At 61.6% G+C, this 26,509-nt stretch carries 24 protein-coding genes; 13 read left to right on the forward strand and 11 right to left on the reverse strand.

Annotated features, from left to right (window positions below):
• Positions 1-28 precede the first annotated feature (28 nt).
• The 3 genes from ACWTU7_RS03925 to ACWTU7_RS03935 all read right to left on the reverse strand — a co-directional run bounded on the left by ACWTU7_RS03925 (position 29) and on the right by ACWTU7_RS03935 (position 4,157).
• Positions 29-1,042: an ABC transporter permease gene (locus ACWTU7_RS03925; RefSeq protein ID WP_455837834.1), complete on the reverse strand. Its 1,014-nt coding sequence runs from the start codon at positions 1,040-1,042 to the stop codon at positions 29-31.
• 50 nt (positions 1,043-1,092) lie between these two features.
• Entirely contained in the window at positions 1,093-2,448 is a 1,356-nt protein-coding gene (locus ACWTU7_RS03930) for a flavin monoamine oxidase family protein (RefSeq protein ID WP_455837833.1), read from the reverse strand.
• Positions 2,449-2,531: 83 nt separating this feature from the next.
• The gene (locus ACWTU7_RS03935; protein ID WP_455837998.1) at positions 2,532-4,157 is read right to left on the reverse strand and encodes an ABC transporter substrate-binding protein; all 1,626 of its coding nucleotides are present in this window, start codon (positions 4,155-4,157) and stop codon (positions 2,532-2,534) included.
• A gap of 237 nt (positions 4,158-4,394) precedes the next feature.
• Here ACWTU7_RS03935 and ACWTU7_RS03940 point away from each other — a divergent pair, with 237 nt between their 5' ends.
• Positions 4,395-5,357: a GlxA family transcriptional regulator gene (locus ACWTU7_RS03940; protein WP_455837832.1), complete on the forward strand. Its 963-nt coding sequence runs from the start codon at positions 4,395-4,397 to the stop codon at positions 5,355-5,357.
• A 595-nt stretch (positions 5,358-5,952) separates the two neighbouring features.
• Here ACWTU7_RS03940 and ACWTU7_RS03945 read toward each other — a convergent pair.
• Positions 5,953-6,963 carry an SIS domain-containing protein gene (locus ACWTU7_RS03945; RefSeq protein ID WP_455837831.1) on the reverse strand — a complete coding sequence of 337 codons (1,011 nt, stop codon included), beginning with the start codon at positions 6,961-6,963 and terminating at the stop codon, positions 5,953-5,955.
• A 65-nt stretch (positions 6,964-7,028) separates the two neighbouring features.
• On the opposite strand from ACWTU7_RS03945, the gene ACWTU7_RS03950 reads away from it, so the two are divergent.
• The 10 genes from ACWTU7_RS03950 (at position 7,029) to ACWTU7_RS03995 (ending at position 16,700) form a co-directional block, all read left to right on the forward strand.
• Positions 7,029-8,204 (forward strand): GNAT family N-acetyltransferase, encoded by a 1,176-nt coding sequence (locus ACWTU7_RS03950; RefSeq protein ID WP_455837830.1) that lies wholly within the window; start codon positions 7,029-7,031, stop codon positions 8,202-8,204.
• Between the two features lie 22 nt (positions 8,205-8,226).
• Positions 8,227-9,054: a MurR/RpiR family transcriptional regulator gene (locus tag ACWTU7_RS03955; protein ID WP_455837829.1), complete on the forward strand. Its 828-nt coding sequence runs from the start codon at positions 8,227-8,229 to the stop codon at positions 9,052-9,054.
• Positions 9,038-9,931 carry an ROK family protein gene (locus ACWTU7_RS03960; protein ID WP_455837828.1) on the forward strand — a complete coding sequence of 298 codons (894 nt, stop codon included), beginning with the start codon at positions 9,038-9,040 and terminating at the stop codon, positions 9,929-9,931. The genes ACWTU7_RS03955 and ACWTU7_RS03960 overlap by 17 nt, the downstream gene beginning before the upstream one ends.
• Positions 9,932-10,004: 73 nt before the next feature.
• Positions 10,005-10,718 (forward strand): N-acetylmannosamine-6-phosphate 2-epimerase, encoded by a 714-nt coding sequence (locus ACWTU7_RS03965; protein ID WP_455837827.1) that lies wholly within the window; start codon positions 10,005-10,007, stop codon positions 10,716-10,718.
• Positions 10,715-11,722: a Gfo/Idh/MocA family protein gene (locus ACWTU7_RS03970; protein WP_455837826.1), complete on the forward strand. Its 1,008-nt coding sequence runs from the start codon at positions 10,715-10,717 to the stop codon at positions 11,720-11,722. The genes ACWTU7_RS03965 and ACWTU7_RS03970 overlap by 4 nt, the downstream gene beginning before the upstream one ends.
• Before the next feature lie 29 nt (positions 11,723-11,751).
• A complete protein-coding gene (locus tag ACWTU7_RS03975; RefSeq protein ID WP_455837825.1) occupies positions 11,752-13,047 on the forward strand; it encodes an ABC transporter substrate-binding protein in 1,296 nt (431 codons plus the stop codon).
• A 100-nt stretch (positions 13,048-13,147) separates the two neighbouring features.
• A complete protein-coding gene (locus ACWTU7_RS03980; RefSeq protein WP_455837824.1) occupies positions 13,148-13,996 on the forward strand; it encodes a carbohydrate ABC transporter permease in 849 nt (282 codons plus the stop codon).
• Entirely contained in the window at positions 13,993-14,805 is an 813-nt protein-coding gene (locus ACWTU7_RS03985; protein WP_095518973.1) for a carbohydrate ABC transporter permease, read from the forward strand. The genes ACWTU7_RS03980 and ACWTU7_RS03985 overlap by 4 nt, the downstream gene beginning before the upstream one ends.
• A gap of 12 nt (positions 14,806-14,817) precedes the next feature.
• On the forward strand, positions 14,818-15,897 hold the full coding sequence (locus ACWTU7_RS03990; protein WP_455837823.1) for an ABC transporter ATP-binding protein: 1,080 nt from the start codon (positions 14,818-14,820) through the stop codon (positions 15,895-15,897).
• A 617-nt stretch (positions 15,898-16,514) separates the two neighbouring features.
• The gene (locus tag ACWTU7_RS03995) at positions 16,515-16,700 is read left to right on the forward strand and encodes a hypothetical protein (protein ID WP_455837822.1); all 186 of its coding nucleotides are present in this window, start codon (positions 16,515-16,517) and stop codon (positions 16,698-16,700) included.
• Positions 16,701-16,857: 157 nt separating this feature from the next.
• Here ACWTU7_RS03995 and ACWTU7_RS04000 read toward each other — a convergent pair whose 3' ends face one another.
• The 5 genes from ACWTU7_RS04000 to ACWTU7_RS04020 form a co-directional block, all read right to left on the reverse strand.
• Positions 16,858-20,040: an efflux RND transporter permease subunit gene (locus ACWTU7_RS04000; protein ID WP_455837821.1), complete on the reverse strand. Its 3,183-nt coding sequence runs from the start codon at positions 20,038-20,040 to the stop codon at positions 16,858-16,860.
• Positions 20,037-21,146 carry an efflux RND transporter periplasmic adaptor subunit gene (locus ACWTU7_RS04005; RefSeq protein ID WP_455837820.1) on the reverse strand — a complete coding sequence of 370 codons (1,110 nt, stop codon included), beginning with the start codon at positions 21,144-21,146 and terminating at the stop codon, positions 20,037-20,039. The genes ACWTU7_RS04000 and ACWTU7_RS04005 overlap by 4 nt, the downstream gene beginning before the upstream one ends.
• Before the next feature lie 712 nt (positions 21,147-21,858).
• A complete protein-coding gene (locus ACWTU7_RS04010; RefSeq protein ID WP_455837819.1) occupies positions 21,859-22,581 on the reverse strand; it encodes a tyrosine-type recombinase/integrase in 723 nt (240 codons plus the stop codon).
• Between the two features lie 179 nt (positions 22,582-22,760).
• Complete coding sequence (locus ACWTU7_RS04015) at positions 22,761-22,940, reverse strand: hypothetical protein (RefSeq protein WP_455837818.1); 180 nt, start codon at positions 22,938-22,940, stop codon at positions 22,761-22,763.
• Positions 22,941-23,154: 214 nt separating this feature from the next.
• Positions 23,155-23,493, reverse strand: a complete 339-nt coding sequence (locus tag ACWTU7_RS04020) for a substrate-binding domain-containing protein (protein ID WP_455837817.1) — start codon at positions 23,491-23,493, stop codon at positions 23,155-23,157.
• 293 nt (positions 23,494-23,786) lie between these two features.
• On the opposite strand from ACWTU7_RS04020, the gene ACWTU7_RS04025 reads away from it, so the two are divergent.
• Positions 23,787-24,452: a hypothetical protein gene (locus ACWTU7_RS04025; protein ID WP_455837816.1), complete on the forward strand. Its 666-nt coding sequence runs from the start codon at positions 23,787-23,789 to the stop codon at positions 24,450-24,452.
• 45 nt (positions 24,453-24,497) lie between these two features.
• The gene (locus ACWTU7_RS04030) at positions 24,498-24,719 is read left to right on the forward strand and encodes a hypothetical protein (protein WP_095518969.1); all 222 of its coding nucleotides are present in this window, start codon (positions 24,498-24,500) and stop codon (positions 24,717-24,719) included.
• Positions 24,720-24,834: 115 nt separating this feature from the next.
• Here the strand turns inward: ACWTU7_RS04030 and ACWTU7_RS04035 are convergent, their stop codons facing one another.
• Both ACWTU7_RS04035 and fdh3B read right to left on the reverse strand, forming a co-directional pair.
• Positions 24,835-25,851, reverse strand: a complete 1,017-nt coding sequence (locus ACWTU7_RS04035) for a formate dehydrogenase subunit gamma (RefSeq protein ID WP_455837815.1) — start codon at positions 25,849-25,851, stop codon at positions 24,835-24,837.
• A 53-nt stretch (positions 25,852-25,904) separates the two neighbouring features.
• Positions 25,905-26,501, reverse strand: a complete 597-nt coding sequence (fdh3B, locus tag ACWTU7_RS04040) for a formate dehydrogenase FDH3 subunit beta (RefSeq protein WP_127209329.1) — start codon at positions 26,499-26,501, stop codon at positions 25,905-25,907.
• Positions 26,502-26,509: the final 8 nt, after the last annotated feature.

Raw genomic sequence — 26,509 nt, forward strand, 5'->3', positions numbered from 1 at the left:
TTTTGCGTTTGAGGCCAAGGACATCACATCACCCCAGCTTGATGCGTGGGTTGGCATAGGCGTAAGCGACGTCGGTCACGAGGTTCGCCAGTAGGAAGGCACTGGCCCCTATAAGCGAAACGCCGATGATTGCCGGGTAGTCGAGTGTCCGGGCCGAGTCGACGGCATAGGATCCGATGCCTGGCCAGGCGAAGACGGCTTCGGTCAGCACCGCACCTGTGATCAGATAGGCGAAGGAATAGCCGACGATCGTCAGCGTCGGAATCATTGCGTTCGGAAGCGCATGCCGAAGCAGCGTTCGGGCTTCGCCGGCGCCCTTTGCCCGCGCGGCCAGGATGTAGTCCTGCCCCAACACATCCAGCATGCTGGCGCGGACGAGCCGGGAGATGATCCCGGTTACAGACCATCCAAGCACGAACGCCGGAAGCACAAGATGATGCAAAGCATTCAGGAATGTGCCGAATTGGCCCGATAGCAATGCGTCGAGTGTGAACATTCCGGTGACAAACGGAGGCTGCTCGGCGCGCGCATCTAGCCTGCCCGGGCCAGGGATCAGGCTGAACTTCACGGTAAACAGGTAAAGCAGCAGCAATCCCGACCAGAACACTGGGACTGTCGAGCCAAAAAGCGCAAAGAACCGCGCAGCGTAGTCGGCAGGCCGGTCATGAAAGCGCGACGCCACCACGCCAAGCACGATGCCGCTTAGTGTGCCGAACAACATGGCGAGGATCACAAGTTCGAGCGTTGCCGGCAGCCGTTCAGCGATGTCGGTGAGGACGGGTCTGCGTGTGCGGAAAGAAACGCCGAGATCGCCCGTCACCAGGTTCTTCACGTAAATTGCGTATTGCTCCGGCACGCTGCGGTCGAGGCCCCATCTCTGCTTAGCTGCGGCGACCACCTCTGGATTGCCCATCTGTCGTTCGCTGACCAGAGCAGACAATGGGTCCGCCTGGGTGAAATGCGATAGAAAAAAGGCCACCGTCGCCACGCCCAGCAACAGCAGGGGCATGGAAATCAATCGTCGGAGCACATACTGCGTCATGATGTTCCCGGTCTTGCTTTTCGCGGTCGCCGTCGAAAACGACCCAGCCTTCAATGGTGCGAAGCTATGATACGCTGCGCCGCCGCTTCTCCCGCCATAAGCGCGCCCTCCATATAGCCCCGGTACCGCGTCGCCATATGGGTTCCGGCCCAATGCAGCGCGCCGATGGGTTCGCGTATCTCCGCGCCGATCGTGGTCAATGCACCGGGTATGAGAAACGGACTAGATGCACCACCAGACCATTCCTCATCTGCCCACACGCGATCCATATATTCCAGCGGCTCACCGGCTTCATCTCCGAGAGCCTGTCCGAGTTTGGCGAGGATAACTTCCCGCCGTTGGGTGGGTGTGAGACTATCGATGCCGTAGGCTGCCCGACCCGTGAACAGCGTGATCAGAATCCCCTTGTCGGTGCGTTGTCCACCTAGATCGAAAGCAGCAGTCATCGAACCGTCCGTTGAAATGATATTTCCATTGAGATCGCGATCACGCCAGAAGGGCTTGTCGTAGACGACCACAGCCTTGGTGTTGCGACCGCTGGGAAAGCGTTGGTGCAACAGGCGCCGTTTCGCCGGCAACGGCGGATCGAATTGCAACTGGTTGATCATGACGGGCTGCGTGGCGAAAACGACATGGCGACAGCGAAGTGAAATCTTGTCGCCGATCACCGTGGCGCCTTTGTCGTCCCATTCGACTCGGCGCACCGGCGATGAGAGGATCAGCGCGTCGCCCAGTTCTGCCGCCATTCCCTCCGAGACCATGGCCGATCCCATCATGTGGAAGGCCTGGCCGCCGGTCGCCGTGTCCGACATGAAAATCGGGCCGCCGCAACCCCTGAGCTTCTGAATCAATTCGAGCGCGGAGATCTCCTCCGGTAGCGCCCCGTAATAGGCTCCGGGGATACGGCACATCGAAGCATGGACACGGCCGGGTTTGCAGATCGAATCCACCCAACTGGCGTAGGTGATCGAGTCGAGTGCCTTCGCGTCCTCGCTCTCCCAGGGATTTTCGACCAAACCATCCATTTCTGCATAAAGCCGGCCATAGGCCTCCTTGTAGTCAGCATGCTCCTCTGGTGAGAGACCGGGTACTGTGCCCATCTCGCCATAGAAGACCTCGGTCCCGTGCAGACAAGCGCGTCGTCCGGCAACGAACTGCTTGACGAGCGGCACATTGTATTTGGCTATGAGCGTATTCATCCGCGTGTGCTGGGGAGAAACCCATTGGCCGCCCAGATCGACCCGGCCACCATAGACCTTGCTTTCCGGCGAATACGTCAGTCCTCCCACACGGTCGCGTGCCTCCAGTAGCTTCACGGACAGGCCGGCATCCTTCAGCAGCAGGCCCGCGTAAGATCCAGAGAGCCCAGCTCCGACGACAACGACGTCGACCTCATTTTCGCTCATGCCAGATTCCGCTTGTTCGCAAAGTCACCGCGGACCGGAGGCATATCGCCTCCGGTCTACCTCTTGGAAGTTTGGGCGCGACGCTACTCGGCCTGGATGTCCGAAAGCACCATGTTGCAGCACGCGCTGAAACGAAGGCCGCTGATGCCCTTTCGGGATACGAAAACAGCATCAGGGCTCACGATCGGAAGAATGATGCGATCGTTCGCCAAAACGCCGGCCAGCTTCCCGAACAACTCGTTGCTTTTCTCGCCTTGGGCCGCCAAAGCCGCAGCCAGTAGCTTCGGCGTTTCTGGATTGGCGAGGCTCGGATCGTTCTTACCGCCAGCCCGCTTGTACCAGACGGTGCCGTCCATCATCGCGAAATACTGGGCATATTGCGACGATCCGTAGTAGTCCGGTGCAAAGAAGACGGCGGTCAACGGAATGCCGTCACCATTGACTTTCTCGCGCCATACCGAGAATTCGACCGGCTGAAGCTCGAGCTTGATATTGATCTCTGCAAGATCCTGCTGGACCTTCTGCATCATCAATGTGTAGTCGACGCCGTACTGGTTGACGTTCGGATAAGTCGCGCTCAGCGTGAAGCCATCAGCGGCGCCGGCTTCCTTCATCAACGCCTTGGCTTTTTCCACGTCGTGCTTGATGGGTTCGCCGACACCGCCGCCGGGGAAGCCGTTGGGAATTGGTGCCGCCAGCCGCTTGCCCTTCCCATCCACCGTCAGGTCGATGATGCCATCGTAGTCGATAGCGCTGGCAATTGCTTCGCGGATCTTCGCGTCGAGCGGATGCGGCAGGTTCTTTGCCCCGGGGCTGACTGCGACGTAGACCATGTTGAAGGAAGGAGCCGTCTCCACCACGACATTCTCGTTGTTGATGGCCTTTGCAGTCGTCGGATCGACCTGCATGGCGATGTCGGCGCTGCCGTTTTCCAGAAGTTGCGTCTGGCTGACCGCGTCCTTGGTCTGCAGGAAAACGAACTCCTCGACAGACGGCTTCTTGCCCCAATAGTTGTCATTGCGCTTCAAGCGGAGCTCATGGTTGGGGCTGTAGCTCTCCAGCAAATAGGGACCAGCACCGGCTGAATTGGCCAGGAGCCATTGCTCCGCATTGTCCTTGCTGCTTGCGTTGGGGCCGGCATCGCCACCGTGCTCGGCCACGGCGTCCGAATTGATAATGCCGGCGTAGGGCGCCGTGAGCGAACCGACGAATTCAGAATTCGGCGCCGCCAAAGTAATCGTGACCGTTTCCTTGTTAGGCGCCTCGATGGATTTCACATTGTCTAGAAGGTAGGCCATGCCGCCCTTGATGTTCTTGAGCCGCTCAAGGGTCCATTTCACATCCTTTGCTTCCACCGGCGAGCCGTCGGAGAACCTGGCCTTCGGGTCGAGCTTGAAAGTCAGAACCGTGGCATCGCTGTTGGCGCTCCATTCCTTCGCCAGCATCGGCACGATCGATTTGTTGTCGGGCGACAAATCAACCAAGCGGGCGTAGACCGAGCTGAGATAGATCTGGCACGTGTCGCAGAAAGCTCTTGATGGATCGAGCGAGTTTAGATCCATGTCCCGGGCAACGACGATTGGCTGTCCGGCGTTCTGAGTAGATCCCAATGTCGGGAGTGCGACGAACGAGGCGAGCATCGTCGTCGCCGCTATCATGGCACGCCGACGGGCGGACACGGTGCGGGTATCGAGGCGTTTTGGCTGCATGTCTTTTCTCCCATACCACCATTGAAGGGGGCTTTTCCGCAGCGAGGTTCCCTTACCTTCTTTTCGCTGCATGGGAGGATAGTGGCATCGAAGAGGTTCCGCATTGTTGACAAAAGCGAAGACAATCGTGCTATTTGCGAATATCAGAGTTTTTTCATTCGAACGGCCATCTGAAGCATGGACCAAGCCAATAGCAAAACCCGGCAAGTCGGAATCGATGCCGACAGGAAGCGATCAGTGGCGCTGCTCGTTGGCCGCGAGCCGTCGCTGCACAGCGCGTTCCTCGCCATCGAGCCATTCCGAGCCGCCAACCGTGTGAGCAAATCGGCACCCTTCAGTATCGATCTCTTGTCGGCAGACCCCGCTACGCCACCCGCCAGCATGGATATTAAATTTCCCATGACGGCGACATTCGATGAGGATCGGAAATTTGACCTGGTCATTTTGCTGGTCTCTTACAGCGTGGCCGATGAGGCAAAGGGAAAATTGTTCGGGTGGCTTCGCCGGCAATCCGCTGCAGGAGCACACCTTTGCGGTATGGACACGGGGCCGCTTCTGCTGGCTGAGGCTGGTTTGCTGGACGGCTACGACGCGACCTGCCATTGGACCGCGTTGGCCTCTCTGAGGGAACTCTCCGCAAACACTCGCATCGTCGAGCAGCTTTATTTGATCGACCGCAATCGTTCGACATGTGCCGGACAGGCCGCGAGCCTCGACTATTCAATGGCTATGTTGAGACACATGTGCGGAGATGCACTCTACCACCTCGTCCGCAACGAACTGATCTACACGCCGCGGTTGCCCGAATTTCGTCAGCGTGAGATCGTCAATCCTCAACCGTTCATGACCAACCCGGTATTGAACGGGGCGCAGCGTATCATGCAGGAAACGGTCGAAAGTCCGTTGGATATCGACACGGTTGCTCAAAAGTGCGGAATCTCCGTTCGGGAGCTGCAGTACCTTTTTCAGCGGCATCTGAGCACCACTCCCAAGAAGAGATATATCGCTTTGCGCCTCCAGCGCGCGAAGGAGCTGCTGCTTTACAGTTCCATGAGCATCCGCGAGACAGGGCTGGCCAGCGGTTTTGCTACTCCCTCTGCCTACTACCGGGCATTCTTCGCGAATTTCCAGACGAGCCCGCAGGACTATCGCAGTGCCTTCGCCAGAAAATCCACGGTTTACGGCCGGAATCTTTATTAAGCAGTCGAAGGCAGTCGCGCCGCGCGGTGCCGCATCGGACGCCGCAATTCCGCTAGAACAATCAATTAATGGCTTCAGGTCGCGGTGAGGACTCCTTGGGTAGGATGTGGATTGCGCCGCGACCTAAAACTGTTTGATCGGCATTTCAGTTTCCGTCGGGGCCGGCTAGCTGCAATCATGCGCCTCAAAGTCGAACCGGCGGCAAACTCTCGTCCCCAGGTTCGCCAGACCATACGAGATCATACGAAGGGTATGGGTTGGCTAACCATCCGCTAAACCATTGTTTTTCTTGTAAGTTCTCACACCCTCCCGGGCCCACCAAAATCGTTAAATTTCAGCAGGTTAGAACCAACTCTCCGCAGAAAGTGGGCCATTCGGAATTTAAGGGGAAAGTCTTTGTCCGGGATAATTCTCCTGCTTGTTAACACCAACAACACGTAATTCACGCGCTCTCACTCTAAAAGGCTCCACCGAACTTTCACCGGGTAGGTTCCGCCCAATCCGAAGCTTGGTGAGTCAGCTGTATGTTGGAATGCCCGCTCGAAGCGGGGAGGTGTCCGACCAACGGCTTTCAGTACGAGTTGCAATCTGCAGTTCAGATCGTCTCGGTCACCTTGCGCAGCAGCTTGGGCCGGTCCGGATCGAGCCCGAGTTGCGTCGCTGCCATGACAAGCGCGCGATAGAAGCCCGGCAGGGGGATCAGGGGCGCTATCATGCTGCCCAGGTTCTCTGCCGACCGGCGGCCAATGTCCTGCAGATCGAGCACGGGGCGACCGAGCGCCCGGTACGCGCTGACTACGGCGTTTTGGCTTTCCGAGGAAACGGCGTCGGTCTTCCATCCGACCAGGGCGCAGTCCGTCTGGCCGAGTTGCCAGGGACCGTGCCGCACCTCCGCCGCGGAATAGGCCTCCGCGGGGAACTGCACGATCTCCTTGAGCTTCAGGGCAGCTTCCTGGGCGATCCCCAGCGCTGGTCCCCGCCCGATGACGAATGCGGTGCGCGCCTTGACGATGGCGGAGAGATCGATGGTGTGATTCCGATCGGTCTGCTCCAGAACATCCGGCAGCGTATCGAGCGCTCTCCGCAAGCTTGCGTCGCCGGACAAGATTCTCAGGAGGCGGAGACCGGCTGCGGCAGCACCCATGAAACTCTTCGTGGCAGCAATGGCCCTTTCTTCCCCGGCATTGATCGGAATCACGACATCCACTTCCTTTGCAAGCGGCGAAGACATGTCGTTGACGATCGCCGCGACCAGCGCGCCACCCCTCCTGGCCATCCCGGCCGCCCTCACAATGTCGGGGCTGCGGCCTGATTGGCTGACGACGAGGCAAAGCGCGCCTTTGAGGTCCAGCTGGCGTCCATAGATCGAACTGATCGACGGTGAGATTGAGGAACCGGGGATGCCGAGCGAAATCTCGAAAGCATAGCGGAGGAAGGTAGCGGCATGATCGGAACTGCCCCGGCCGATCGTCGCCAGGAGCCGGGGCTTCTCGCCGCCAAGCGCGTGTACCGCCTTGCCGATCGCTTCGAGCTGAACCGCCGACGATTGGCGCAGAACAGTCGGAATCTCGGCGATTTCCCTGAGGATCGCGCTGTCGTTGCTCATTATGCATCCTCTTGCGGCCGGCTCGACACTGCGCTATGAAGTAAAACTTCACAATCTGATTGTAAATGAAAAAAATCGCCAGCAGTTTAGTATATGACCGGGCCAAGAGTGGCGAGGAGGACGCCGTATGCCATCTGCTGACGATGGCGTTCGGGTTCAGCCGGGAGCGGGCGCGCGAATATGTACACCACGTCGGGATACACTCGTTTCGCATGTTCAGAGAGCCCGGCGGCGCCGCGAAAGCGTGCGCCGCCCTTCTGATGACGTCGCATGCGTTCGGAGGCGTGGACGTGCCGGCGGCCAATATCGCGCATGTCGCCATTGCGCCGGAGGCCAGAGGGCAGGGGCTAGCGCGGCCAGTAGTTGACGCGCTGTGCGATGAGGCTCGGGTGCAAGGCGCGCTCATGGTGTCTCTGTTTGCCTCGGCAAGACCCGTCTACCGCAAATGTGGGTTCGAGCTGGCCGGAAGCGAGATAATTTATGAAGCCGATACAGCCGCGCTGCCTCTGAAGACCCCAATCGCGTTCGTCCCCTTGCCCCTGTCCGATGACAGCGTCGTGTCTGCCTATGCCGCCAAGCGAAGAGTCGAAGCAGGGCTGCTGGGGCGGGCCGACATGCATTGGAAGGAACTCGTGCGGGCGCCGACAGATGCGCTTGCGGCCTACGGCGCCGGCAAGTCGGATGCGGATACCATCGGCGCATATGTCATCGTCGACGGATCCGATCCTGACATCCTGTACATTCGAGACTGGTATGCGGCGAATCGAGAAATGGCCGAGGCGGTACTGTGTTTCGTGGGACGTTTCAGGTCCGTTTATCCGAAGGTTCGCTGGCACGGCGGTCCACAGGACGATCTTGTAGCCGCCATGCCCGACAAAGGGTGGCGCCTGTTCCACCAGGAGGAATGGCTTGCTCGCGTCGTGGAGCCGGCGCAGGCGCTGGAATGCCGCGGCTATGTCCTGCAAGATGCATCGCTCGGACTTCGTATCAAGGACGTGGACGACGGCGACCTCGATTTTAGCCTCGACCTGTCCGACGGGACCATGCGAGTGAGCCGCGGCGTGCGAGACGGATTGCCGACTGTCATGGTCGACGGGGCCTTCTTCACCAGCCTTTTCACAGGATTCAGCTCCGCATCGCAGCTCTCACGGCGCGGACGCCTATCAGGCCCTTCGGCTGCTGTGCAATTGTGCGACCTTGTCTTCGCCGGCCCGCAGCCTTGGGTCGCTGAACACTTCTGAACGATATCGTCCGGGGACAATTATGAAACAGGCACTGATCGCCAGCTTACGTGCGGCAGCCGGCGGCATGACGCCGGCACTGGCGAAGGTCGCGGAAACCGTCCTCGCTCAGCCCCAGACCACGCTCTACCAAAGCATCACCGAACTTGCGGAAATATCGGGTTCATCGGAAGCCAGTGTGATGCGGTTCTGCCGCGAACAGGGCTTCACTGGATTCCAGGATTTCAAGCTCGCCATGGCCAAGGAACTCGCCGGCGAGCAGCTGGAAAAGGATAGCGCCGAACCGGCCGACGATATCCAGCGGCTGGTCGAGACCGCAGTCGTCGCCCTGCGCGAAACCGAGCAGCTGATCGTGCGCGAGGACGTCACCACGGCCGCCCAGCGGCTGCTTGGCTCGCAGGCGATCGATTGTTTCGGCGCCGCCGCTTCGGCCGTCACGGCGCAGTACCTTGCCTATAAGATGACGCGCATTGGCATGCTGTCGCGCGCCTTGGCCGACGCGCACCTCGCCACCATGGCCGCGGGGACCGCCACGAAAGCGACGGCGCATGTGATCATATCTAGCTCGGGCTCGACTGTGGATTCAGTGGGCGTAGCGAAGCTCGCCCGTTCGCGCGGTGCCTTCGTTCTTGGCATCAGCAACCGATCCAAGAGTCCGCTCGCTGCCGTGTGCGATCTGACGCTGATCGCCTCATGGCCAGAGACGCCGCTCACCGGTGGCGCTTTTCCTTCCAAGATAAGCCAGCTGCTGATCGTCGACGCCTTGCTGGCGGAAATGATGAGGCAGGACCCGGACAGGCTGGCGATGATCCAGCGCACGGCGGAGAGCGTGAGTGACCGATCGTTCTGAGAGCGTTCTTGCAGTCGACATCGGCGGCACGAAGATCGCCTTCGCGGAGGTTGCTGGCGCGAAGCTGAGAAACCGGCGTCAGATTCCGACGCCCCGCTCCGGCGGTGACGCGCTGGTCGAGGCCATAGCTGCCGAGATCAGGGGCGCTCGGCCAAGCCGATTGGCAGTGGCGACGACCGGTATCGTTTCCGATGGTGGCACTCTAAGCGCGCTCAATCCGCGCACCTTACCGATCGAGAACGGCTATCCACTGGCGCCACGGCTGCAAGGATCGATCGGGGTGAGGCCGCTCGTCGTCAACGACGCGCAGGCGGCGGCTTGGGGCGAATATGCGTTCGGCGCGGGGCAGGGCGCCAGGAACTTCATGTTCGTCACCATCTCTACTGGGGTCGGGGGCGGGCTTGTCCTCGCCGGCCTCCTACAGAGCGGCCAAGCCGGGCTCGCCGGCCACGTCGGACACATGAGCGTGTCGGGAGCGGATGCACCTTGCGGCTGCGGCCGCCGGGGGTGCCTTGAAACCGTAGCGTCCGGCACCGCTATCGCGGCACGCTTCGGCGAGCGCGTGGGCCGCACCGTTACCACAAAGGGTGTCTTCGCCGAGGCGGCGGCGGGGAACGCCGAAGCAGAGGTCATCCTGGAAGATGCGGCCGCCGCGCTCGCCGAGACCTTCGCCAACCTGGTCGCCGCAACGGATCTGGACCGCATAGCGCTGGGCGGTGGAGTAGGGCTAGCGTCCGGCGTCTTGGATCGTGTGCTTCGTCACGCCGACAGCCTGCCCGCCGCGTTTCGACGCCAGATCGTGCAGGCCCGTGCGGGCGCCGATGCGGGGCTGATCGGCGTGGCCGATCTGGCGATGAAGAAAAATTTCATCATGTGATTTTATTTGACAAATTACTTCGCCAGCAATACGACTTGTTTCCGCCACATGACGGCAGACCGAAATCGGGTCGTTGACGTTGACACAGCTTTTACCTGACAGCCTTTACGGGACGCTCGTCGTCTCATGCCAGGCTGACGCCGGAACGCCGCTGGCGGCGCCGACACACCTCGCGGCGATTGCCGCCGCCGTGGTCGAGGGGGGCGCGAGCGCCATCCGCACGGAGGGTCTGGCGAATGTCGAAGCGGTGAGAGCGTGCGTCGCAGTCCCCGTCATCGGCCTCGTCAAGACCTCGCGCGCCGACACCGAAATCTACATCACGCCATCCATCGAGGATGCACGGGCGATTGCCCGGGCGGGAGCCGACATCATCGCGTTCGACGGGACGGCCCGGCCGCGGCCGGCATCCGTCGTTGAAATGGTTGCAGCCATCGCCGAATCCGGCGCGCTGTCGATGGCCGACATCAGCACGGTCGCGGAAGCCCGTGCCGCGGTTACGGCAGGCGCCGACCTGGTGAGCACCACCATGGCCGGTTACACCAGCTATACACCTGCGGATGAGGGTCCGGACTTCGGCCTGATGCGCGCGCTTGGCCGCGCCGGTATCCCCTTTGTCGCCGAAGGTCGCATCTGGACGACCGACGAAGCGCTGCAGTGTTTCGATCTGGGTGCCAGCTTCGTCGTCGTCGGCAGCGCAATCACGCGCCCGACGCTGATCACGCAGCGCTTCGCCCGGTCCATCGCCGGGCGACAACCGGCCACCCCGCAGAGAAAGGTCCCGTCATGACCCGTCGCGTCGCCGTCATCGGTGCAGGATTCATGGGGTTGATGCACGCGTCGATTTTCTCGAGCGCGCCGAACTGCAAACTGGCGGCGGTCGTCGATCCGAATGTCGAACTCGCGAGGGCGGTAGCGGCGCGCTGCGGCAACGCCAAGGTTTATGCCAGCCACGACGAGCTGCTCGCCGCCGAGAAGTTGGACCTGGTCAGCATCTGCACGCCCGACAATCTCCACCGCGCGCCGGCGGAAGCGGTCGCCGCCAAGGGCGTGAACCTTTTCATCGAAAAGCCGATCGCCTCGACCGTGGACGATGCCAAGGCCATCATCGCCGCGGCCCGCGGCGCCCGCGTGAAGCTCGGTGTGGGCTACCTTCTGCGCTTCGATCCTCGCTACGCCCGCGCCAAGGAACTGATCGATGAGGGGAGGATCGGCGCGCCTATTCATCTCTACGCCCGCCGCAACAGCGCACGCACCGAGGGTCCGAAGCGCTATGCCGGCAAGCTTCCCTTGGCGCTGCATGTCACCGTCCATGACGTCGATCTCGTCCTGTGGATGCTAAGTGGTCAGCATCCGGTTTCCGTCTATGCGCAGCAGACGGACCGCTTGCTCGGACCGACCGGCACCCAGGACAGCATCGCCGCCATCGCCCGTTTCTCGGACGGCACGGTGGTCAACTTCGAAAGCGCCTGGTCGCTGCCTTCCGGAGCGCGGCACATGATCGATGCGCGCCTCGAACTGATCGGCACGGAAGGCTCGTTCGAAGTCCAGTGTGGCGACAGCGGCCTCTACTTCGCCGACAATGACCGTTCGCAGGAGATCGACACACAGCACTGGCCAACACTGGCCGGTCGTGTCGGCGGCGACCTTCGCCAGCAGCTCCTGGCCGTCCTCGAATGGTTGGAGGGAGCCGATCGCCCAGTTGCATCGGGAGAAGATGCGCTCCGCTCGCTGGAGCTCACGCTCGCAATGATCCGTTCCGCAGAGACCGGTGAGGTCGTGCGCCTCGGCTGAACGCCACTCACAACAATGGGAGAACCAACATGCTGAACAGACGCGAATTTCTTGCAACGACCGCGGCCGCGGCGATGCTTTCGGGCCTTTCTGCCCCGGCCACGGCACAAGACAAGCCGTTCGATAGCGTGCAGCTCTCGGTGCTGATGGAAGGCCATCCCACCACGGATGCCATCCAGAAGATGCTGCCGGAGTTCAAGACGCTTACTGGTATCGACGTCGCGCTGGAAGTGGTGCCGGAGCAGGACATCACGGCCAAGATGCTGCTGGAATTGTCCTCCAAGTCTGGCCGCTACGACGTCGTTCAGAACAACATCATCTACATTCCGGGCTTCTTGAAGAACGGCTACATCGTGCCGCTGGACGAGAACCTCGCCAAGCACACCGACCAGTTCGACAAGGCGGATTTCGTCCCCGGCTACTTCAACACCAATGTCGTGGACGGCAAGGTGTACGGGCTCCCCGTATACGGTGAGAGCACCTTCGTTATGTACCGTAAGGACCTGTTCGAGCAGCACGGCCTCAGCGAGCCGAAGACGTTCGACGACATCGAGAATGCCGCCAAGACGATTTCCGAGAAGACCAACAAGGAGATCGCCGGCATTACCATGCGCGGCCAGCAGGGCATCCAGGGCGTCTATGTCTGGGCTGCCTATCTGTGGGGCTTCGGCGGCTCGTTCCTCGACGACAGCGGCAAGTCGGCGCTCGCCACGCCGGAAGGCACGGCAGCGCTTGAGGCCTTCACCCGCGTCCTGAATTCCTACGGTCCCGTTGGCGTCGCCAATTTCGGCTGGGAAGAAAACCGTCTCCTGTTCCAGCAAGGCAAGGCGGCGATAACCCTCGATGCCACGGTCAACGGCGCCTACAACGAGGATCCGGCGGCCTCCAGCGTCGTGGGCAAGATAGGCTACGTTCCTGTGCCCATGAAGTCCTCGTCACCCAAGGGTGGCTCCTCGTCGCTTGCCGTGCACAGCCTTTATGTGACCGCTGACTCGCAGAACCAGGAGGCAGCGACTCTGTTTGCCGCCTGGGCGACGGCCAAGGAGCAGCAGGTGAAGTCGATGGAGACCGATCCGAATTCGGGCGTCACCTCGCTCACCGCGCTCAACGGTAAATCTTTCGGCAAGCGATACGGCGCCTTTAAGGATGCGATGATTGCCGCGATCAACCAAGGCAACCCCCAGTATCTGCCGACGATTGAGCAGGCCAACGAGGTCATTAACAACACCGGCATAGCCGTTTCCAAGGCGCTCGCCGGCACGGCATCGGCCGCGGATGCGCTGAAGGAAGCCGACGAAGCCAACAACGCAGCGATCGGGCGCTAAGGCGGCCGATCATACCCTGCCGCGCCGACCTCCCTGGGCGCGGCAGGGTCCTTTCATTCCGAAACAGGTTGTCGTGGTGAAGCGAACCGATCCATCTCGGATGTTCTATCAGCCGATCGTGATGGTGCTCAGCATCACGTCGCTGGTGCTCACCCTCTATGTCGTCTGGCTATCGCTCCGGGACCTGTCGCTCATGCGGGCAGGGCGCGACACTTTCGTCGGTCTCGACAACTACATCCGTTTCTTTGCCGATCCGCGCGGACTCTGGGCGCTTTGGCGGACCGTCCTCTTCACGGTGCTCGCAACGTCGATCGAGGTTGTCCTCGGACTGGCGATCGTCTTGTTTCTCGACAGGAACTTCGCGCTCAAGCGGATCGTTCGGACGCTTCTCCTCGTCCCGATCATCATGACGCCGGTCGTCGTCGGTCTCACATGGCGGTTCATCTTCGATCCGGCGTCGGGCATGGCCAATTACCTTCTTTCGCGCCTCGGCATCGATGCGATGGACTGGCTGGGCAGCCCGCAGGTCGCCCTCTTTTCGGTGCTGATCGCCGATGTCTGGCAGTGGACGCCTTTCGTCATCCTCCTGTCGATGGCCGCGCTCGATTCGGCGCCTTCCGATCCTCTCGATGCCGCGCGCGTCGACGGCGCACGCGAATGGCAGGTCACCTGGTACGTGCTTTTGCCGATGCTGCGCCGCGCGATCGCGATCGTCGCTCTGATCCGCGCCATCGACAGCATCAAGGCGTTCGACCTGTTCTACATCATGACGCGGGGAGGTCCCGCGCTCTCGACCGAGACGTTGAACTTCTACGGCTATGTCGTAGCCTTCACCAATTTCGAGATTTCCTACGCCATCACCGTCGCCCTGATCCTTACGATCTTCACCAACGTGGCCCTGCTCGCCATGTACGGCGTGCTGTTCCCGAGGAAGGGCGAGCGCACTTGATCCGGCGTCTCTTCTTCTATGTCGGACTGGTTGTCCTTCTCGCCGCGGTGCTCTTTCCGCTCTATTGGGTCGTCGCGACATCGTTCAAACTGCCCGGCGACGCCTTCGCCATCCCGCCGGTGTGGCTGTTCGAGCCGACCCTCGACAACTTCCGCACGATTCTCGCGAACAAGACCTTCCTGCGAGCGTTCGCCAACAGTTTCGTGATCTCGCTTTCAGCCAGTGCACTAGCCGTCGCGATCGGCGCGATCGCGGCATACGGAATCACCCAGCAGGACGCAGAGAAGCGGCGCGGCCAGGAGAAGTTTATCCTGAGCCTGCGCATCGCGCCGGCGCTGGTCTTCGTCATTCCGGTCTACTATTTCGCAGTGCGCCTCGGCGCGCTCAACCAGCACTGGCTGCTGATCGCCGTCTATGCCTTCATCAATGTTCCTTTCGCCATCTCCCTGCTGATCACCTTCTTCGACGACATTCCGCGCGAACTACGTGACGCGGCACGTGTCGACGGCGCGAGGGAATTTTCCATCTTCTGGCGCATCTATCTGCCGGCGGCGCGCGGCGGCGTGGTGGCGACGCTTATTCTCTGCGTGCTGTTCACCTGGAACGAGTTCTTCGTCGCCCTGACGTTGTCGGGCCGCAACACACAGACGCTGCCCGTGAGCATCACCTCCTTCCTTACCTTTCAGGGCATCCAGTGGGGCGCCCTGACGGCGGCGGCTACGCTCATCATGCTGCCGATGCTTGTGCTCGGCATGCTCGTCCAGGGCCAGATCGTGCGCGGCATGACGCTCGGCAGCGTGAAGGGCTGATTTGGAGATCACATGGCGCAGCTCTCGATACGCAACGTCGAAAAGTCCTACGGCGCCGTCACCGTTCTCGACGACATCTCGATCGAGGTGGAGGAAGGCGCGTTCGTCGTGCTGCTCGGGCCTTCTGGCTGCGGCAAGTCCACGCTGCTGCATGCCATCGCCGGGCTCCACGAGATCGACGGCGGCTCGATAGTCATCGGCGACAAGGACGTCACCGATCTCCCGGCGCGCGAGCGCGACGTTGCCATGGTCTTCCAGTCCTACGCGCTCTACCCGACCATGTCGGTGCGGGAGAACATCGGCTTTCCACTGAAGATGCGTGGGCTCTCGAAGAACGACATCGCCGACAGCGTCGATCGCGTGGCGGCCGTCCTCAAGATAGAGGCGCTGCTGGAGCGGCGGCCGAGGGAACTCTCCGGCGGTCAGCGCCAGCGCGTGGCCATCGGGCGCGCATTGGTCCGCGATCCGAGACTGTTCCTGTTCGACGAGCCGCTGTCTAATCTCGATGCGGCTCTGCGTGGCGACCTGCGCGCCGAGATTAAGCGGCTCCATCAGCGGATCAGGCGCACGATGGTCTATGTCACCCACGACCAGATAGAGGCGATGACGCTGGCGACCAAGATCGTCATCCTCAACCACGGCGTCGTGCAGCAGGTAGGCTCGCCGCACGAGATCTATTTCAATCCGGCCAATCTGTTCGTTGCTCGCTTCATTGGTTCGCCGCCCATTACGCTGATCCAAGGCGCGGTGTCCGGCCACAAAGGCGGACTGCGCTTCACGATCCCTGCGTCCGGTATCGACTTATCGCTTTCGATGGCCACCGGTGCGACCGTTCACACAGGCGCCGCGATCCTCGGGCTGCGCCCCGAGAACATTCGGATAACGGCCAAGGCCGGCCCGACCCTGTCCGCGACCGTCGATCTCGTCGAGCCGACGGGGCCGGAGGACATCGTGACGCTCAATATCCAGGGTCATCCGTCAGTTATCCGTACGCCGGCGGGCATGGCGGTGCAGGGCGGCAGCCTCGGCCTCGAACTGGATCTCGACAAAGCCCTGCTGTTCGACCCCGCCTCCGGCGCCAGGCTCGGGTAGGCGAAAACGGCCAGGAAGCTTTTGGCAGCAGGAGGCCTCGTCGGTCGCCAACGCGATCTGGTGTGACGGTCGCTTCTCCGAGGTCACGCCGTTCCCGGAGCACGTCAAGCGACGACGCGGCAAATGCGGTGGGACAGAAACATCGAAAAGCATTGGATAAGATTTGAACACCCGACAGTCCCACTGATTGTCAAGTGTCTGATTTTTCACGATTTCCAACCATCCTCCGGGCCCACCATTAGTCTAAATCAACGGCTTAAGGCCGATTTGCATCATTCCGTGCTCACGCCGGTATACTGGTTGCGATACGGCCCCGGCAATTTCCTGTGGTTCTCCGATATTGCGCTCTTTGCCGTGCTATCGCGTTGTGGACCGGCAGCCGACTCCTCTATTCGATGATGGCAGTCGGCGTTCTGCCGCTCGAGTTCGCCTGGTTGGCGGACTTCGTGACCGGCGGCAAGCTGACCGGGCTCGCTGCCTACATGTTCAATCCAAGGGAGCCGCATATGCGAGGGCGCTGTCCGGCTTTCATTTGTTCATGCCGGTCATCATTATTTTCATGCTGATCCGGCAAGGCTACGACCGCCGCGCGTTCAAAGCGCAGACCGCTCGCCTGGGTGGTACCGGTTGCAAGTTACTGGTTCACCCGGCCCGACGAGAACATCAACTGGGTGCACGGGTTTGGTCCGGAGCCGCAGAAGATCTTGCCGCCACGCATGTATCTCGGCCTGTACATGGTGCTCCTGCCCCTGGTCGCCTACTTGCCGGTCCATCTCGTATTGAAACGGCTGTTCCGGCCGTAGGCGGCCATGCGGAGACGACCGGCGAATTCCAATGCGCTGCGCGACCGGCCGAGGAGGTAGCGCCGATGCAAGCAGGCGAGGGAGCGCAGCGCCAGACACCAGATCTGCGGCCTTTCGGTTCGAGTTGGGGTAGCTCGGCGCCTCATCGGCTCGGCATCTACTCGGCTGCGCCGCTCTCGGAAGCCAGGGTCGGGCCGGCTTCAGACCGCCTGCGCCGGAATGTCCTGCGCAGAGCAACGTAGAAGACCGGCGTCAGGAAGAGGCCGAACAACGTCACGCCCAGCATGCCGGAGAACACGGCCGTTCCGAGCGATTGGCGCATTTCCGCGCCAGGCCCGCTGGCGATCACTAGCGGCACCACGCCCAGGATGAAGGCGAATGCCGTCATCAGGATCGGCCGCAGCCGCAGCCGGCAGGCCTCGACAGCCGCCTCGACGGCGTCAAGGCCGCGCTCCTCACCTTGGCGCGCGAACTCGACGATCAGGATCGCGTTCTTCGCCGCCAGGCCGATGAGCACGATCAGCCCGATCTGCACGAGGATGTTGTTGTCGAGACCGCGGAAGGCGACGCCCAAGAGGGCGGCCAGCACGCTGAGCGGGACGATAAGCACGATGGCGAACGGCGTAATCCAGCTTTCGTATAGCGCGGCGAGCGCCAGAAAGACGAACAGAACCGACAGGCCGAAGATGAAGACCGCCGTGTTGCCGGTCTGCCGCTCCTGGAAGGCGAGTTCAGTCCATTCGAAGGAAGTGCCCTGCGGCAGCGATTCGGCTGCGATCCCCTCCATCAGGTCGAGCGCCGTGCCCGTGGCGACACCCGGCGCTGCATTGCCCTGAAGCGGCACGGAGACATACATGTTGTAGCGTTGCACGAGCGAGGGACCGGTGACGTCGCGGATCTCGACCAGTGTGCCGAGCGGCACCAGGTCGCCGGCCGCCGAGCGCACCTTCAGCTTCAATATGTCGTCGCGATCGATGCGGAAAGCCTGGTCGGCTTGCGCCCGCACCTGGTAGACGCGACCGAAGGCGTTGAAATCGTTGACATAGGCGGTGCCTAGATTGATCGACAGCGTCTCGAAGATGTTGGGGATCGGCACGTTCAGCATCCGCGCCTTGTCGCGGTCGATCGCCAGGAAGAATTGCGGGCTGGAGGCCGAGAAGGTGGTGAAGACGCCCATCAGCCCGGGCGTCTGGTTGGCCTTGCCGGCGATTTCGTTGGCCAGCGCCAGAATCGGCCGCATGTCGGCGCTGTTGCGCTCTTGGAGCATCATCTTGAAGCCGCCGGAGTTGCCGATGCCCCGCACTGGCGGCGGCGGCAGCGCGATGATGAAGGCCTCCTGGATGCCTTGCAGGCTGCCAAACAGCGTGCCGATGATCTTGTCGGAAGTATCGCCGCTCTCGAGCCGTTCCTCGAAGCTCTTGAATGGCGCGAAGATCACGCCGGAATTGCTGGCGTTGGTGAATGTCGCGCCGTTGAATCCTGCGAAGGCGACGGCGTTGGCGACACCCGGTGTCTCGCGGATGATATCCGACGCCTTCTGGATGACTGCGTCCGTTCGGGCGAGCGAAGAGCCCTCCGGCAATTGCACGACGACGATCGCATAACCCTGGTCCATGTTCGGGATGAAGCCGCGCGGCACCGTCTGCAGCATGTGATAGGTCGCGTAGAGCAGGCCTGCGAAGACGAGCAGCATGGCGGCAAGCGCCAGAGTCGTGCCGACCAGCCTGTGCACCAGCCACGCATAGCCGTCCGCCATCCTGTCGAACCCGTTGTTGAACCCGTTCGCCAGAGCGCGGCCGAACCTTGCCAGGAAGAAGTTCGAATGTTCCTCGCTGTGCGGCTTGAAAAGCACGCCAGCGAGAGCCGGCGAAAGCGTCAGCGAGTTGAATGCGGAGATCGCGGTGGAGACCGCGATGGTGATGGCGAACTGCAGGTAGAACTGGCCGGAAATCCCGGGAATGAAAGCCGCCGGAACGAAGACGGAGATCAGCACCAGCGAGATCGCGAGGACCGCGTTTCCCACTTCATCCATGGTCTTGTGCGCAGCGGCGCGCGGAGCGAGCCCCAGCCGGATGTTCCGCTCGATATTTTCCACAACCACGATGGCGTCGTCGACAACGATGCCGACCGCCAGCACCAGCCCGAACAGAGTGAGCATGTTGAGCGAGAAGCCGAAGGCGAGCAGCACGGCAAGCGTGCCGATCAGCGAGACCGGTATCGCCACGATCGGCACGATCGCCATGCGCCACGACTGCAGGAACACGATGATGACGATCACCACCAGCAGGATCGCCTCGGCGATGGTGAGATAGACCTCGTTGATAGATTCGGCGATGAACTCGGTCGGATTGTAGATGATCTCGTAGGCCAGCCCCTCCGGGAAATCCTCCGAAAGCTCCGCGATGGTCTCCTGGATTTCTTCCGCCGAGGCCAAGGCATTGGTGCCCGGCCGCTGGAAGATGCCGAGCGCCACCGCCGCCTTGTTGTTGAGATAGGAATTGGTGACGTAGTCCCTGGCGCCGAGCTCTATACGCGCCACGTCCTGCAGGGAGATCAAGCGGCCGTCCTTGGTCGACTTGACTATAACGTAGCGGAAGTCGCGCGCGTCTTCGAAGCGCCCTTGCGTGGTGACCGTATACTGGAAGGCCGAGCCGTCGCCAATCGGCGGCGCGCCGATCGAGCCGCCCGACACCTGGACGTTCTGGTCGCGCAGCGCCTGGACTACGTCGCCTGCGGTCATGCCGTAGGCGGACAGCTTTTCCGGGTCGAGCCAGACGCGCAGCGAATATTCGCGCTCGCCGAAGATCTGCACGTCGCCGACGCCGTCAAGCCTCAGCAGGACGTCGCGCACGCGCGAACGCGCATAATTCGAGACGTAGAGCTGATCATATGTGTCGTCGGGCGACAGCATATGGATGACCATCATCAGGTCGGGCGAACTTTTCGCCGTGGTGATGCCGAGCCGGCGCACCTCTTCCGGCAGGCGCGCTTCGGCGATCGAGACGCGGTTCTGGACCAGCACCTGCGCCGCGTCGAGATCGGTGCCGGGGCGGAAGGTGATGGTGAGCGACATCGAGCCTTCGCCGGAGGAATAGGACGACATGTAGAGCATGTGCTCGACGCCGTTGATTTCCTGTTCGATCGGCGTCGCCACGGTCGCGGCGACCGTCTCGGCGTCGGCGCCCGGATAGGAGGCGCGCACCACGATGGTCGGTGGCGCGATTTCGGGATATTGGGCGACCGGAAGCTGCGTATAGGCGATGCCGCCGACGAGCACGAGCACGATCGACAGCACCACCGCGAAGATCGGGCGGTTGACGAAGAAATGGGCGAAGTTCATTGCGTCTGCCCTTCGGCTTCAACCTTGGGCGGCAACGTGGTCATCTCGGACTTGACGGTGACGCCCGGCCGCACTCGCACCAGCCCGTTGATTACCACGGTCTCTTCGCCGGTGAGGCCCTCGCGGATAACGCGATAGCCGTCGATGCGCGGGCCGGTGCGGACCGGCTTGGCCGAGATCAGGCCTGCCTCGTCGACAACGAAGACGATGCGGCGGTTCTGGTCGGCGCCGATCGCCTCGTCAGGCAGAAGCACGCCCGGATGCGGCAGCGAGCCGGGCACGTTGATGCGGCCGAACATGCCCGGCTGCAGCACGCCGTCCTTGTTGTCGAAGCGCGCCCTGGCCCGCATCGTGCCGGTAGCTTCGTCCAGACGGTTCTCGGCGAAGTCGAGCTTGCCCTTGAACGTCGCTTCATCACGGTCGGCGACACGGACGACAACATCGACGCCGCCGGCGCCCTCCTGCATGACGCCGCCGCGCTCGCGGGCGTCGCGCGCATAAGCGAAGTAGGTCCGCTCATCGATGTCGAAATAGAAGTCGATCGGGTCGATCGAGACAATGGTGGTCAGCACGGTCTGGTCGGCCTGCACCAGATTGCCCGGCGAGATGAGCCGGCGGTCGACCCGGCCGGAAAACGGCGCCTTGATCTCGGTGAATTCGAGATCGAGACTTGCGTTTTCAAGTGCCGCCTCCGCGCCGTCCAGTTGCGCTTGGGCGGCGAGATATTCGCGGCGGCGGTCGTCCAGTGTCGAAACCGGTATGTTGCCTTCGCGCGACAGGGTCTCGGCGCGCTCGAACTGCATCTTGCTGAATTCGACCAGGGTCTTGGCCGAGTCGACCTGCGCCTGCGCCTGATTCAGCGCCGCCTTGAACGGCCGCTGGTCGATGGTGAACAGGAGGTCGCCCTGCTTGACCAGCGTACCGTCCTGGAAATGGACCCGGTCGAGATAGCCGCCGACGCGGGAGCGCAGCGAAACCTGGTCGACGGCTTCGAAACGGCCGACGAACTCATCGTCCTCGACGATATCGCGCACCAGCGGCTTGGCTACCGTGACGACGGGCGCGGGAGGCGCGTCCTGCGCCTGTGCGGCCGGGGCCGCGAGCAAGCCGATCGCCGCGAAGGCCGCGGCGGCGAGCCATTTTGCAGGGACGTTTCTGCTGGAGGGGGCGGCCAGAGAATCGTGGCGGAGGCGTGCAGTGTGAACCATGGTTACCCCTCGTAATCGGCCCTTTATGCGAAGTCCGTAACATCTAGGCAGCGGGTGTGCCGCACAAATCAATTTTTTGAACTGACCACCACAACCGACAGCTTGCTATAGAACAACAAACATCGAACATCATCAACCTTGACAAGGAAGCGGCTAACCGGGGCGCGCGAACGCACATCTCGCGTTTATCCGCTGCTTAGGCATCGCCATGCGCTCGAGCTAAAGCGGATCTGACGAGCCATTGCGCATCCCGACGTGCGGCGGTTCTGTCGGGAGGAACAGGGCCGCTCTCGCATAGAGGTCCGACCTGCTTCTCATTCTGCGGTTATAGGCGGCGATATAGGCTTCGATGAAATCGGCAGATTGGACATTTGCTACACTCCGAAACGCTATTGCACCACCCGCATAGCACTGGGACGTGACAACCGCACGTCCGCTCGTCTCTCCTGCAGTTTGGAAAAAAGATCGTCGATAAGCGGCGCATGTATGGCGCGAACGAGGGTGAGGTCGAACCGGTCAAGCACCTTATCGGAAGCGTGCTGCTGTGGCGTGACAATCGTGAAGGATGCACTCTGAAATTAGAGAAGTGACGCCACCGCGACCCCAATGCCTATGCCGGCAAACCTGCCATACGCATGGCGTCGGTGACGTCATCGAGGATGTTCGACGCAATTCCTACGGCAGCGGACCAGCGCCCGATGGTGAAGTGCGGGTCGAGCGAGAGCAGCCGCCCAGCCGAGGCTTTTGCCTCGTCGAGCTGCCCGAGCCTGGCTAGCGGTGCCGCCAGCCATCCGTGCAGGATGCTGAAGCCGGGGTTCAGTTCCACCGCCCGCCGGCCTGCTATGACGGCTTGCTCGTGTCGGCCGGACAGGAAATTGCCGAAGCCGATGATGGCGCGAGCGATGTCGACGGCGATCCGCTTCTTGTTTGCCTCACGGACATAGTCATCCGTCACGGTCATCGAGGAATGGCCCATTGCCTCATGATGGCGCGCTTGAACGTTGCATTCGGCAAGGTATGTGCCGAAGGTGCGACGCAATCCGTGAAGGGTGTAGCCGTCCGGAATTCCCGCTTGGCGCGTCCAATGCTGCATCATGCCGGTCAGGCTCTTTTCGGAGAACGGCCGTTTGTAAGCACTCTTCAAGACCGTGCCGCGCTGTGAGCGGTCGAGCGGTTCCAAGGCCATCGCCAGCTTGTCAACGACGGGAATGAACATCTCCCTCCCGCCATGGCGGTTGCGGTTCTTCTTCTGTCGGAAATCAAACGCTTCGATTAACTCCAGCGAGCCGTCGAACAATTCAATCTCCTCGGTGACGAGGTCGTCCCACTCCAAGGCGGCGATATCGCCGCGCCGATTTCCAAGCCAAAAGCCCAGCGCGTAGCAGGTACGCGCAGCAGTGCCGATCGGATGACCGTGCGGTTGGTGCCAAATATGCCCTCGATGATGGTGCGAAGCCGTCGAGGTGTTCGACAGGAGTATCGCGCCAGGTAAGCGGGTATTTCGGATCAACCTCAGGTTGAGAAGCGTTCGATCAGCCGCGTATTCTTCCGTTGCCTCGCTTCGTCAAAATCCAGCCACTCCATCGTGGTCTCAAGCCGGCGCGCGGCATGGCCGGAAGTCCTTGGTAGCGCCCGTCCAGGCAGATCGATGATCGCGGCCTTTTTGCCCTGACCCTGCGTGGGTCTGGCCATTAAACTCTCCTCCGACACTTCTGCCTCAGCTAATCCTTACGCGACGAGTTCTCCTGCTGCCTTGAGCGAAGAACTTCTCGAGGCGCCTGAAAACAACGGCGGACACGCCGCAGCACCGGTTCACAACAGTGGCTGGGGTTCACGTTCTAGCAGCAATCGCAGGCGGGCTCGGCAGGGCGCTGCCCTTAATGAAGCCGCTCGAACGATGGCGGCCCTAAGATTCGGTCATCCGCTCACCACACGACTCCCGGACGATCAGCTGCGGGTCCACGATGATGTCCCGCGGTACACGATGTGGATTGGCAATCTTGTCCAGTAGGACTCGAGCGGCAAGACGGCCGATATTTCGCGCATCAATCGAGACGGTGGTCAGGCTTGGCGTCCAGAGCGACGACTCCGGTATATCGTCGAACCCAACGAGCGCAACGTGCTTTCCTGGCGTCATGCCAAGTCGCTGCATTGCAAGCATGGCACCAAAGGCCATCAGATCATTGTAGCAGATGATCGCATCCGGCCGCTCTGGTAGGTTCAGCAAAGTCAAGGCTACATTCATGGCCTCGTGCCTGCCGCTGATCGGCGTCGCCCATCACGATATCGACAGAACGTTAGCACATGTCGGCTTTCTCAGGTCCGAAAGCTCGCCGTAACGCCTCCAGGGCCGCGTTTCAGGTTCTGCTGCGGGGGCGGGGTGCATTCGTTGGGCCAAAAATCCATGAAGGCGGCCGGCGAGACCGCGGCCGAATTGCGGGGCAGGTTAGGCCTTGCAAGTCCATGGATCGTTCGGGCACCCTCCGGCGTTATGTTGTCAGCCAAGCGGGTGACTTTCATTAGGGAAGGAGCAAAGCGATGAAAGAAATGGTTCTCGCAGGAATCGTCGCGCTGTCGGCGTCAACGTCGCTGGCGCAGACGAGCACTGCCCCCGAGGCTACGGCTCCAGCAGCCGCTACTGCAACGCCTGCTGCCCAGCAGGCAGGCGGGCCCGCAAATCTCTGCCAAGAGCTCCTCGCCTTCATGAAGGCGCCTGCCGAAGCGGCTACCCCGACCGCCGCTGCCCCGGCTCAGAAGGCTGGTGCATTTACTAGCAGCGCAGCCGCGCCCGCCAAGCCGGAGACGGGCTCGGCGCAGAAAATTACGGGGCAATCTGGAGTTGCCAGCGACGCTCCACAACCGAACAAGGAGAAGGTGGCCAGCGGATCGGCCACGAACGCGCCCCAGAAGGAAAGCAGGGCCGCGCCGTTGCCCCCCTCCGATACGTCGAGCACCCCCAAGGATTCCGTGATAGATGTCGCGAAAGCGGAGGAACTGGCCGCCGCCAATGACATTGCACAATGCCAGAAGACCGCGCGGCAAATGAGAGTGGCCGGCGTCGCCATGCCGCCGCCGTTGCTTTCACTGGCGGCGCTCGACCTGCAGTTTCAGCAAAAATCCGGTGAGGTCCCCCAGTCATCCGGATCTGGCAATCCACCTGCGACGGGGCAGGATCCAGCGCAGCAGACGCAGACGCCGAAATGAGAGCATGACTACGACTTTGAGCAGGTGAGAAAGGGAGAAGGCGGGATGGGTATGATCTTGACCGGAATTGTCGTTTCGATCGCAATTGCGCTCGGGGCGGGCTATTTTCTTCTGAGCGCGCAGCAGCAACAGCCAGCATGGCAGGTTTACAGCAGCGAGAGCACTCGCGTGGGCGATCCGGGACATAATCTGGTTGGTCAAAACTGGACGGGCGAGCCAGGCGACAACTCCACCGCAGCCGCGGGCGGGGAGGAGACGCCTTCCTAGCCCTTCGCTCGTTGACGTGGGTTCGAAGGCACCGCCTCGCGCAATGAAAGCCCAACGAGGATGCCAAGAAATGCCCGGACCAAGGGCCCGCGCATTTCGGTTTTGCGCAGAAGCACTATTCGGCCGCTTCGGCCGCCGAGCGCGGCTGTATTGTACCTTTCGCCTCCTGCCCTTCAACCCAAAGGCTATGATGCTCCTTCGCCCAGTTCATATCGACCGTGCCCGAACCCATTGCTTCATAGGCGCCTTCCATTCCGAGCGTGCCGATATAAATGTGAGCGATAAGAACAGCGATCAGAATTATGCCAGCAGTCGCATGAATATACTGGGCCGTCTGCATGCCGTTTATGTCGGTGAATGCGAACGGAAACAGCATGAATATGCCGGATATCGACATCGCAATTCCGCCCAGGACGACGGCCCAGAAGATGAGCTTCTGGCCGGTATTGAAACGTCCGGCCGGCGGGTGCGTCCTGTTGGTTTTGTCGAAAAAGCCGCCGCCGACTCTGAGCCAATGCGCGTCATGGCGATCCGGAAGGTTGTCCCAGGCCCATGTCACCAGCATGACTAATATGCCGAGCATAAACGCCCACGCGACGAAGTCGTGGGCGTATTTCGCCCAAATCGACCAGGTTGAAAATGCATCGGCCCCGATCAGCGGCATCAGCAGACGCTTGCCAAAGATAAAGTTCAGGCCGGTGATGGCTAGGATGATGAACGCCGTGGCAGTCATCCAGTGGGTTAGCCGCTCCAGAGCACCGAAGCGCAAAATCCTTACGCTCGATTCGGGCGCCAGTGTGCGGATGCGGCCCCTGTAGAAATAGAACAGCGCCAGCAGCAGCAAAATGCCGAGTATCGCGATGCCGCCGATCCACGGCAGCCAGCCCTCGTGGAAGCTGCGGTAATCGCGGCCTTGCGGTTGCTCGAGCAAGCCGGCGGCCGTATTGGGCAGGGTGACGCGCCCCTCGATCTTCTGCAACTCGTCAAGAAGCTGCCGTTCGCTTACAGCCTGTGCGGTCGGGTTGCTCCCGGATGGGGCTTGCGCGTAGACAGGTGCTGCGACCAGCAGCGTGAGTGTCATGAACGCTGCGATAGCCCGCGGCGTCACTCGACCAAGCCAGTTGTCCGGCATTTCTGCGTCCTCCGTGATAGCTCCGTTGCCCGCGGGACGAGCCCGACTGCCTCCTACACGTCGATTGTTTCTCGATAGGCCGTCTGCCAGCCCCAGGCTCCCGAACCATAGCCACGTTGCGTCACACGCTCCTTGTAGATCGCCGCGATGATCTCCCCGTCGCCGGCCAGGAGCGACTTGGTTGAACACATTTCGGCGCAAAGCGGCAGCTTGCCTTCAGCCAGCCGGTTGGCGCCGTACTTGGCATATTCAATTTCGGTGGAATCCTCTTCCGGGCCCGCGGCGCAGAAGGTGCATTTGTCCATCTTGCCGCGCGAACCGAAGTTGCCCACACGAGGATATTGCGGCGCGCCGAACGGGCAGGCGTAGAAGCAATAGCCGCACCCGATGCACAGATCCTTGGAGTGGAGCACCACCGCGTCCGCCGTGGTATAGAAGCAGTCGACCGGACAGACCGCCGCGCAGGGCGCGTCGGTGCAATGCATGCACGCCATCGAGACGGAGCGTTCGCCGGGCTTGCCGTCATTGATGGTGACGACGCGGCGGCGGTTGATGCCCCAAGGCACGTCGTGCTCGTTCTTGCAGGCGGTGACGCAGGCATTGCACTCGATGCAACGATCAGCGTCGCAAAGGAATTTCATCCGGGCCATTTCTGTTC

This window comes from Mesorhizobium sp. BHscii (assembly GCF_053848065.1).